Genomic DNA, 8,611 nt, shown 5'->3' with positions numbered 1-8,611 from the left:
CGCGCGAAGCGCCAGCATCGCGGCAACATCAATCTCGCCAAGGTCGTTCGCGTAGAGCCCAGCCTGCAGGCCGCCTTCGTCGAGTACGGCGGCAACCGCCACGGCTTCCTCGCCTGCAGCGAGATCCACCCGGACTATTACCAGATCCCGGTCGCGGACCGTGAGGCCATCATGGCCGAGGCGCCGTCGGAAGACGACGAGCACGACGAACACGCCCGCGAGAACGACGACGAATCCGAAGGCGGCATGGCCGAGGAAGAGCGGCTCAAACGCCGCCTGATGCGCCGCTACAAGATCCAGGACGTGATCAAGCGCCGTCAGGTCATGCTGGTCCAGGTCGTCAAGGACGAGCGCGGCGGCAAGGGTGCGGCCCTGACCACCTGGCTGTCGCTGGCCGGCCGCTACTGCGTCCTGATGCCCAACACCGGCAAGGGCGGCGGCATCTCGCGCAAGATCACCAACACCGAGGACCGCAAGCGCCTCAAGGAAATCGCCGGCGAGCTCGAGGTTCCCGAGGGCATGGGCCTGATCCTGCGCACGGCCGGCGCCTCGCGCACCAAGGTCGAGATCAAGCGCGACTACGAATATCTGATGCGGATGTGGGAGAGCGTGCGCGAGCTGACGCTCGCCTCGATTTCGCCGGCGCTGGTCTATGAGGAGGGCAACCTCGTCAAGCGCTCGATCCGCGATCTCTACAACAAGGACATCGACGAGGTTCACGTCGCCGGAGACGAGGCGTATCGCGAAGCCAAGGACTTCATGCGCATGCTCATGCCGAGCCATGCCAAGAGCGTGAAGGCCTATCGCGAGCAGACGCCGCTCTTCGCCTCCTTCGGGATCGAGAGCCAGCTCGACGCGATGTTCTCGAACACGGTGACCCTGAAGTCGGGCGGCTACATCGTCATCAACCAGACCGAGGCGCTGGTCGCCATCGACATCAACTCCGGGCGCTCGACCCGCGAGCACAATATCGAGGACACCGCCCTCAAGACCAATCTCGAAGCGGCGGAGGAAATCTCCCGTCAGCTGCGTCTGCGCGATCTCGCCGGCCTCATCGTGATCGATTTCATCGACATGGAGGAGAACCGCAACAACCGCGCCGTCGAGAAGAAGCTGAAGGACTGCCTCAAAGACGACCGCGCCCGCATCCAAGTCGGCCGCATCTCGGCCTTCGGCCTGCTCGAGATGTCGCGCCAGCGCATCCGGACCGGCGTGCTGGAAAGCTCCTCGGTGCCCTGCCCGCACTGCGCCGGCGCCGGCATGATGCGCTCGGTCTCCTCGGTGTCGCTGCAGATCCTGCGCGCGCTCGAAGAGACGCTGATCAAGAGCGCCTCGCACAACCTCAACGTCCGGACCCGTCCGGAGGTGGCGCTGTATGTGCTGAACCAGAAGCGCGCCCATCTCGCCGATCTCGAGACGCGCTTCAACATCGCGGTCACGATCTCGACCGACGCGACCCTGCTCGGCACCCGCTATTTCGAGGTCGAGCGCGGCGAGTTCGTCGGCAATGAAGGGCGCATCGTTCCGTCCAGCCTCAAGGCCGAGGCGATCGTGTCGGACATCGACGAGGATGCGCTCGACGCGGCCGCCGAGGCCGAGGCGCTCGACGCCGAGAACGCGCCGGTCGAGGCCGAGGCGGTCGCGACCGAGGGCGGTTCGCGCGAGGACAAGGCCGAGGGCGAGCGTGGCGAAGGCGGGCGCAAGCGCCGTCGTCGCCGTCGTCGCCGGCGTGGCGGCGAGCGTGACGCCAATGGCGTGCGTCTCGACGGCGGCAGTGACGAGGCCGATGGCGGCGACGACGAGGGCGACGAGGACGGCGACGAGCCGTCCGCCGAGGACGTGTCCGAGGGCGGCGTGACGGCGTCCGAGCCGGCGGCCGCGAGCGCCGAGCCGGTGGCCGAGGTGGTCGCCGAGGAGAAGCCCAAGCGCGCCCGCCGCGGCCGCAAGCCCAAGGGCGAGGCCGAGCAGCCGCTCGAGTCCGCCGCCGAGACGGTGACCGCCGAGGCCCCTGTGGCCGAGGCTGAAGCCGCGCCCGCCGAGGCCGAGAAGCCCAAGCGCAGCCGCTCGCGCAAGAAGGTCGTGCCGATCACCGAGGGCGGCGAGGCTGCTGAGCCGGCTGCCGTGGCGGTCGAGCCCGAAGCTGCCGCGCCGGCGCCGGTCGAGGCCGCTCCTGCCGCGGAGCCCGAGCCCGCTGCGCCCCCCGCGCCGCGGGTGATCGAGGAACCGGTCGCCGTCGTGCTGACGCCGCCCGATCCGGACCGTCCCAAGCGCGGCGGCTGGTGGAACAAGCTGGCCGGCCGAGGCTGACGAAACAAGGGCCGCTGCGGGACACCGCAGCGGCCCTTTTTCTTGATCTGTCAGCCCAGGCGCGGCAGCACGCTCGTGCGATCCGAATTGATTTCAGTGCCGAATTCGGTACTCTATCAAAGTCGATCACCGAGAGGGCCAGACAATGAAGACCGGTGTTCAGCGCGTCGAAGCCGACTATGCGGTCAGCGTTTCGGAGCTGAAAAAGAGTCCCAGCGCCGTCCTCAATGACGCCAAGGGGATGCCCGTTGCCGTCCTGAACCACAACCGCGTCATGGCCTATATGGTCCCCGCTGATACCTATGAGGCGATTCTGGAGCGGCTCGACGACCTCGCTCTGGCCGAAATCGTCAAGTCTCGCTCTCACGAGATCGGCGTGCCGGTCACGCTCGATGAGCTATAGCCTCGCCTTCCTGCCCTCGGCCCAGAAGGAATGGCGCAAGCTCGGCGATACTCTTCGCGTCCAGTTCAAGAAGAAGCTTGCCGAACGCCTGCTCCGTCCGCGCGTCGCTTCTGACGCCCTCCACGGGATGCCGCACCACTACAAGATCAAGTTGCGGCAGGCTGGGTATCGGCTGGCTTATCGGGTCGATGACACCGTCCTCACGGTCCTCGTCGTCGCCGTCGGCCGGCGCGATCACTCCGCCGTGTACGAGGCAGCCAAGGGGCGTTGAGATCCGGATTATCCCGCCGCCGGCGCCAGCGGGCTCGGCGGCGGCAGCGCGGTGATTGCGGCGGCGGCTCCCGAGGAGGCCGATCCCCCCTCGCCGCCGCGCACCGTCACCGCATTCGAGGCGAAGGGCACATGCGCCTCGTTCAGGGCGCGATAGACCCGCTTCAGCGCCTCGCGTTGCAGCATCGAGGCCTGGGCCGGCTTGCCGGTGAATTTCAGGCGGATCACCACGGCGCTGTCGGTGATGTCGGCGACGCCCTGCATCTTGAGCTGCGAGATGAAGTGTGGCCCGAATTCGGGGTCTTCCAGCAGCGCCAGCCCGACCTTCTTGATCGTCTTGCGGGCCTGCTCGATGTCGGCCGAGTGATCGAGCCGGACGTTGAACTTGATCGTCGCCCAGTCGCGGCTGGCATTGGTCAGCTGCTGGATCTGGCCGAAGGGGATGGTGTGGATCTGCCCACTCTGGTGGCGCAACTGCATCGAGCGCAGCGAGATCTTCTCGACCGTGCCCTTCAGGCGCCCGGTGTCGACATATTCGCCGACGCGGAAGGCGTCCTCGAGCATGAAGAACACGCCCGAGACGATGTCGCGCACCAGCGCCTGCGAGCCAAAGGAGATCGCCAGGCCCAGAATGCCGAAACCGGCGAGCAGCGGGCCGATATCGACGCCCAGCCGCGACAGCACGATGAGGATGGTGAGCCCCACCACGGCGCCGAGCACGACCCCGCGCAGCACGGGCAGCACGGTGGCCAGCCGCGAGGGCACGCCGTCGCCAGGCGCTTCGTCCTCGTCGCCCGGGCCGGTGGCGCGGCGCCGGGGCGCATACCCGTCGAAGAAGGCGCGCAGGAAGACGAGCGCGACCCAGCCCGCGAAGGCGAAGATCGCGACGCCCGCCGCCTGTCGCGAAAAGGCGGTGAACTGGCCGGTGCTCATCCCCAGCAGCAAGCCGGCCCAGAGCCGGGCGAGCACAAAGAAGCCCGCCGCCCAGAGCACGCCGACCGCACCGGCCCGCAGCGCAGCGCTCGTCGCATGAGTCAGCGGCGTCGCGCCGGCTTCGACCTCGCGGCGTGCCGCGCGGCAGTCGAGCCAGCTGCCGATGCCGACGGCCAGGATCGGGATGATGACGATCGCCGTCTGCGTCAGGGCCGCGGCCTCGGCCCAGCGCCCGCCATTGGTCATCATCGCCGCCGCGCGCCCGATCGCCCACAGCGCGATCGCCGTCGCCATGTAGAACCACGGTGCAGCCAGCGCGATCAGCCGCCGCCAGGGGCCCGGCTGGGCCGAGCCGCTGAGGATCAGCACGGCGAGATCGCGGCGCAGATCGTAAAACCACCACAGCTTGAAGACGAGCGCCACGGCTCCCGACAGCGTGAGCAGGCCGGCGAGCGGCAGCGGCCCCGTGGAGACCCTTCCGGCCAGGAGCAGACCCACGATGATGATGGGCGTGACGACCGCATAGACGACGAGCAGGCCAAAATGCCGCTCCGCGCGCGGCAGCGGCATGATCCGCCGTTCAGGCGCGCCCGGCGAGAGCAGGAAGCGGCCCACCGCGATGTACAGCGCGCCGATGACGGCCCCGTTGGCCATCGTGGTGACTGTCGCCAGCGCAAGATCGGGCTCGGGCAGCCAGCTGTTGCGGGTGAACCGCGCCACGGCGAGCGCCAGCAGGATCGTGGCGAGATCCTGAAGCAGCCCCCAGGCGGCAGCGACGAGCCGGGGCGTGAAGGCCGGCCCGGCCGGGCGCAGCTTCGGGGCAAACCAGCCTGCGCTCGCGAGGCGGAAGGCTCCGGCGACGGCCAGGGCCAGCAGCAGGATCACGCCGATCCGCCCGCCCGCCGAGAGGCCGCTCGCCCCGTTGCGGTTGTCCCGCCAGGCCCGCTCCCAGGCCGGGCCCAGTTCGGCGATATGGGGGATGGCACTGCCGCCATAATCCAGACCCTCGACGACATGATCGACGAAGGCGTCGAGTTGGGTCGTGACCGTGTCCTCCGCGACGACGGCGCGGGGCGCGGCTGCGGCCGGAGCCTGAGCTTGCGTCCCGGTCGCGGCGGGCGCGGCGATCCGGATCTCGACCTGGCGGCCGGAGCCAGCCAGCGCCTCGACCATTGTCCGAATTGCCTCGGCCGACTCATCGCCCTTGAGCGTCAACACCACCGCCGGCGGCGCGGGGGATGGTGCTTGAGCCTGAGCCAGGGCCAGCGGCGCCCCGGCGACGAGAAGACCCAGAGCGGCACCGGCCGCAGCCCGCCACCATCGAATCCCCCGAACTCTCATCGCGTCTCCCCCACCGTCAGCGCAGATTGCTGCCGCCCTGCCGGCCTTGGCAAGCGGCGCCGCTCAGCGGTGCTGCAGCCAGCCGCCGAGACGCGACACCGCCTCCTCGCACTCGCTCAGCGAACCGGCAAAGGAGAGCCGGACCGTCCGGGCGCCGCGGCCCTCGTCGAAATCCAGCCCGGGCGTGATGGCGACGCCGGACTGGGTGAGAACGTCGCGGCAGAAGGCCATGGAATCGTTGCTGTATCGCCCGATGTCGCAATAGATGTAGAAGGCGCCGTCGACCGGCAGGAAGTCGCCGAGCCCGATCGCCGGCAGCGCCTGCAGCAGATAGGCGCGGTTTTCCGCGTAACCGGCCTTGATCGCTTCGCATTCGGCGGTGGCCTCGAAGGCCGCCTCGCCCGCGACCTGGCTGAGATAGGGCACCGAGATCGAGAGGTTCTGCTGCAGCCGCTCGATCGGCCGCACCAGCCGCTGTGGCACAATGAGCCAGCCGACGCGCCAGCCGGTCATGCAGTAATATTTCGAGAAGGAATTGACGATGATCGCGTCGGGGTCGGCGGCCAGCGCGGTGGTCGCCGGCTGGTCATAGGTCAGCCCGTGATAGATCTCGTCGGAAATGTACCAGAGCCCGAGCCGCCGGCATTCGGCCGCCACGGCCGCGATCGCCTCGGGCGCCATCACCACGCCGGTCGGATTGGCCGGGCTCATCGTCAGCACGCCCGCCAGCGGCTTATCGGCATGTGCCCTGGCGATCAACTCCGGCGTCAGGGCGAAGCGGGTTTCGGGCCCGACCTCGATCGCCACCGGCTCGAGACCGAGCGCGATCAGGATGTTGCGATAGGCCGGATAGCCCGGCGCCGTGATGGCAACGCGCGCGCCCGGCTGGAAGCAGGCGAGAAAGGCCAGGATGAAGCCGCCCGAGGAGCCGGTGGTGACGACGACGCGTTCGCCCGGCACCTCGACGCCATAGGCTTGCCCGTAATGGCGGGCTATGCGCGCCCGCAGCGAATCCGTGCCCAGCGCCTGGGTGTAACCGATCCGGCCCTGCTCCAGCGCACGGCCGGCGGCGGCGCGGATGGTCGCGGGCGTCGGCGCCGAGGGCTGGCCGACCTCCATGTGGATGACCGAACCACCGGCGCGTTCGATCGCGGCCGCCTGGTTCATCACGTCCATGACGATGAAGGGCTGGACGCGGGCAACCCGCTCTGCCGGCTGCAACGCCTCCTGCGGCGCGAGCGAGGCGTTACCGGGCGCGAGCCCGGGCGTCGGCTTGGTGTCTGACATGATGCGTCCGCGGCGGCGTTTGTGTGTCCGTGGGCGTAGCCGACGCGTCATTACCCCGCAACCGGTGGCAAAGCTGTGAATTGACGCCTGCCTTACGACGGACGAGAAGCGGGCGGAGATTGTGTGACAGCTTTGCCCCCGGTTTCAAAGGCCGGCACCGAGAAGGACAACGACATGGCCCTCCTGACCCTGCTCCGGCGATCGAGCCGCCTGCTGACGGCTCTGGCGCTCGGCCTCGGCCTGGCTGCGGCCACGCTGCCCGCGTCGGCTCAGACGCAGACCCCGACCCCGGGTTTGACGGCGGAGCAGCGCAAGGCCGTCGTCGCGCTGATTCGCGAGACGCTGCTGCAGAACCCCGAACTGATCCAGGAGGCGATGGTCGAACTCGAGCGCCGCAACGCCGTCGCCCAGGCGGATGCGCAGCGCAGCGCGGTGACGGCCGAAATGGCCCGGCTGATCGATCCGAAGACCTCCGCCATCGTCGGCAACCCGCAGGGTGACGTCACCCTCGTCGAGTTCATGGATTACAATTGCGGCTTCTGCAAAAGGGCTGTCGAGGATGTCCGCCTGCTAACCAAGGACGATCCCAAGCTGCGCGTCGTGATCAAGGACTTCCCGATCCTCGGGCCCGATTCGGTCGAGGCGAGCCGCGTCGCGGTCGCGGCGATGGCGCAGCTCCAGGGCCAGAAGTATTTTGATTTCCACAACAAGCTGATGGCGACCAAGGGGCGGATCAATGGCGCCAAGGCGCTCGAAGTCGCCAAGGAAGCCGGCGCCGATGTCGAGCGCCTGAAGAAGGACATGGACTCGGCGCAGACGCGCGCCGTGATCGAGGACACGGTGGCGCTGGGCGATCGGCTGGGCCTGACCGGCACCCCCGCCTTCATCCTCGGCGATGAGGTTGTCTTCGGCGCGGTCGGCACGGCGGCGCTCAAGCAGAAGATCGACTCCGTCCGCAAATGCGGCAAGGCGACCTGCAACGGCTGAGATCTGACGCTTCGGCAGGCTTCCCCTGCCGGCCGCCAGCGTCTATGAGGACGGCGTCCGCCGCCTTGGGGCGGCGCTGGAAACCCGCTGCGCCATGGTTGCCGTCCACGTCCTCAACGGTCCCAATCTCAACCTGCTCGGCACCCGCGAGCCCGCCACCTATGGCGCGGTGACGCTTCAGGGTGTCGAGGAGCGGCTGCAGGCCCGGGCGACAGCGGCGGGAGTCGCGCTCTTCTTCAAGCAGACGAATTTCGAGGGCGAGCTCGTCACCTTCATCCAGCAGGCTGGCTTGGCGGGTGCGGGAATCATCATCAATGCCGGCGCCTACACCCACACCTCGGTCGCTTTGCGCGATGCGATCAAGGGCACGGATGCGCTGGCCATCGAGGTCCATGTTTCCAATGTCCATGCCCGCGAGGAATTCCGGCACCATTCGTATATGGCGCCGGTCTGCGTCGGCGTGATCTGCGGTTTCGGCGTCGCCAGCTACGACCTTGCTTTCGACGCGATCGTGCCGCTTCTCCACAAGCGCGCGGCCAAGCCGGCCTGACCGGCTTTTTTCATGCAACGCGGGCGCCTTTCTCGCGCGCCCTTTCAAGACCACGAAGACGGTGAACCCGCCATGGCGACCAAGAGCCCGATCGACCCCGAACTGGTCCGCGAACTCGCGCAGCTCCTGAACGAGACCGATCTCACCGAGATCGAGGTCGAAAAGGGCGATTTGCGCGTGCGCGTTGCGCGCACGATCACCGCCACCGTCCAGGTGCCGGCGGCAGCGCCGGCCTATGCCGCCGCGCCCGCGCCGGTCGCGGCCGCGCCGGCCGAAGGCAAGCCCGCGGTCGCCCATCCCGGCACCGTGCCCTCCCCGATGGTCGGTACCGCCTATCGCCGCCCCTCGCCCGATGCCAAGCCCTTCGTCGAGATCGGCTCGGTCGTTAAGGCGGGCGAGCGCGTCCTGCTGGTCGAGGCGATGAAGACCTTCAACGACATCGTCGCGCCTCGCGCCGGCACCGTCGTGGCGATCATGGTCGAGGATGGGCAGCCCGTCGAATATGGCGAGCCGCTTCTGGTGATCGAGTGACG

Annotated in this window: 8 protein-coding genes; 6 read left to right on the top strand and 2 right to left on the bottom strand. The window is 68.6% G+C overall.

What is annotated here, in order from left to right; all coding sequences use genetic code 11:
- The 3 genes from Q8S38_RS00540 to Q8S38_RS00530 form a co-directional block, all read left to right on the top strand.
- Window positions 1-2,307, top strand: a 2,307-nt coding sequence (locus tag Q8S38_RS00540) for an Rne/Rng family ribonuclease (protein WP_305678459.1), incomplete at its 5' end; no start/stop codon positions are given.
- 145 nt (window positions 2,308-2,452) lie between these two features.
- Window positions 2,453-2,710, top strand: coding sequence for a type II toxin-antitoxin system Phd/YefM family antitoxin (locus tag Q8S38_RS00535; protein WP_305678458.1), 258 nt, complete (start codon window positions 2,453-2,455; stop codon window positions 2,708-2,710).
- Window positions 2,700-2,981, top strand: coding sequence for a type II toxin-antitoxin system RelE family toxin (locus tag Q8S38_RS00530; protein ID WP_305678457.1), 282 nt, complete (start codon window positions 2,700-2,702; stop codon window positions 2,979-2,981). Before Q8S38_RS00535 ends, Q8S38_RS00530 begins: the two co-directional genes overlap by 11 nt.
- An 8-nt stretch (window positions 2,982-2,989) precedes the next feature.
- Here the strand turns inward: Q8S38_RS00530 and Q8S38_RS00525 are convergent, their stop codons facing one another.
- Window positions 2,990-5,086 carry a mechanosensitive ion channel family protein gene (locus Q8S38_RS00525; protein ID WP_305678456.1) on the bottom strand — a complete coding sequence of 699 codons (2,097 nt, stop codon included), beginning with the start codon at window positions 5,084-5,086 and terminating at the stop codon, window positions 2,990-2,992.
- A 231-nt stretch (window positions 5,087-5,317) separates the two neighbouring features.
- Window positions 5,318-6,541 carry a pyridoxal phosphate-dependent aminotransferase gene (locus Q8S38_RS00520; protein WP_305678455.1) on the bottom strand — a complete coding sequence of 408 codons (1,224 nt, stop codon included), beginning with the start codon at window positions 6,539-6,541 and terminating at the stop codon, window positions 5,318-5,320.
- Between the two features lie 174 nt (window positions 6,542-6,715).
- Here Q8S38_RS00520 and Q8S38_RS00515 point away from each other — a divergent pair, with 174 nt between their 5' ends.
- The 3 genes from Q8S38_RS00515 (at window position 6,716) to accB (ending at window position 8,609) form a co-directional block, all read left to right on the top strand.
- Complete coding sequence (locus tag Q8S38_RS00515) at window positions 6,716-7,528, top strand: DsbA family protein (RefSeq protein ID WP_305678454.1); 813 nt, start codon at window positions 6,716-6,718, stop codon at window positions 7,526-7,528.
- A 94-nt stretch (window positions 7,529-7,622) separates the two neighbouring features.
- Window positions 7,623-8,078, top strand: coding sequence for a type II 3-dehydroquinate dehydratase (gene aroQ, locus Q8S38_RS00510; RefSeq protein ID WP_305678453.1), 456 nt, complete (start codon window positions 7,623-7,625; stop codon window positions 8,076-8,078).
- A 72-nt stretch (window positions 8,079-8,150) separates the two neighbouring features.
- Complete coding sequence (gene accB / locus Q8S38_RS00505; RefSeq protein ID WP_305678452.1) at window positions 8,151-8,609, top strand: acetyl-CoA carboxylase biotin carboxyl carrier protein; 459 nt, start codon at window positions 8,151-8,153, stop codon at window positions 8,607-8,609.
- Window positions 8,610-8,611: the final 2 nt, after the last annotated feature.

Origin of the sequence: Allobosea sp. (assembly GCF_030695125.1) — a bacterium.
Classification (GTDB): domain Bacteria; phylum Pseudomonadota; class Alphaproteobacteria; order Rhizobiales; family Beijerinckiaceae; genus Allobosea.
The sequence above is the reverse complement of the archived record's forward strand: the minus strand, read 5'-3'. Positions and strand labels throughout refer to the sequence as shown.

Excerpts from the sequence above, each read along its gene's own strand:
- Q8S38_RS00535 (WP_305678458.1), top strand. The coding sequence starts at position 2,453 with ATGAAGACCGGTGTTCAGCGCGTCGAAGCCGACTATGCGGTCAGCGTT.
- aroQ (WP_305678453.1), top strand. The coding sequence starts at position 7,623 with ATGGTTGCCGTCCACGTCCTCAACGGTCCCAATCTCAACCTGCTCGGC.
- Q8S38_RS00530 (WP_305678457.1), top strand. The coding sequence starts at position 2,700 with ATGAGCTATAGCCTCGCCTTCCTGCCCTCGGCCCAGAAGGAATGGCGC.
- Q8S38_RS00525 (WP_305678456.1), bottom strand. The coding sequence starts at position 5,086 with ATGGTCGAGGCGCTGGCTGGCTCCGGCCGCCAGGTCGAGATCCGGATC.
- accB (WP_305678452.1), top strand. The coding sequence starts at position 8,151 with ATGGCGACCAAGAGCCCGATCGACCCCGAACTGGTCCGCGAACTCGCG.
- Q8S38_RS00520 (WP_305678455.1), bottom strand. The coding sequence starts at position 6,541 with ATGTCAGACACCAAGCCGACGCCCGGGCTCGCGCCCGGTAACGCCTCG.
- Q8S38_RS00515 (WP_305678454.1), top strand. The coding sequence starts at position 6,716 with ATGGCCCTCCTGACCCTGCTCCGGCGATCGAGCCGCCTGCTGACGGCT.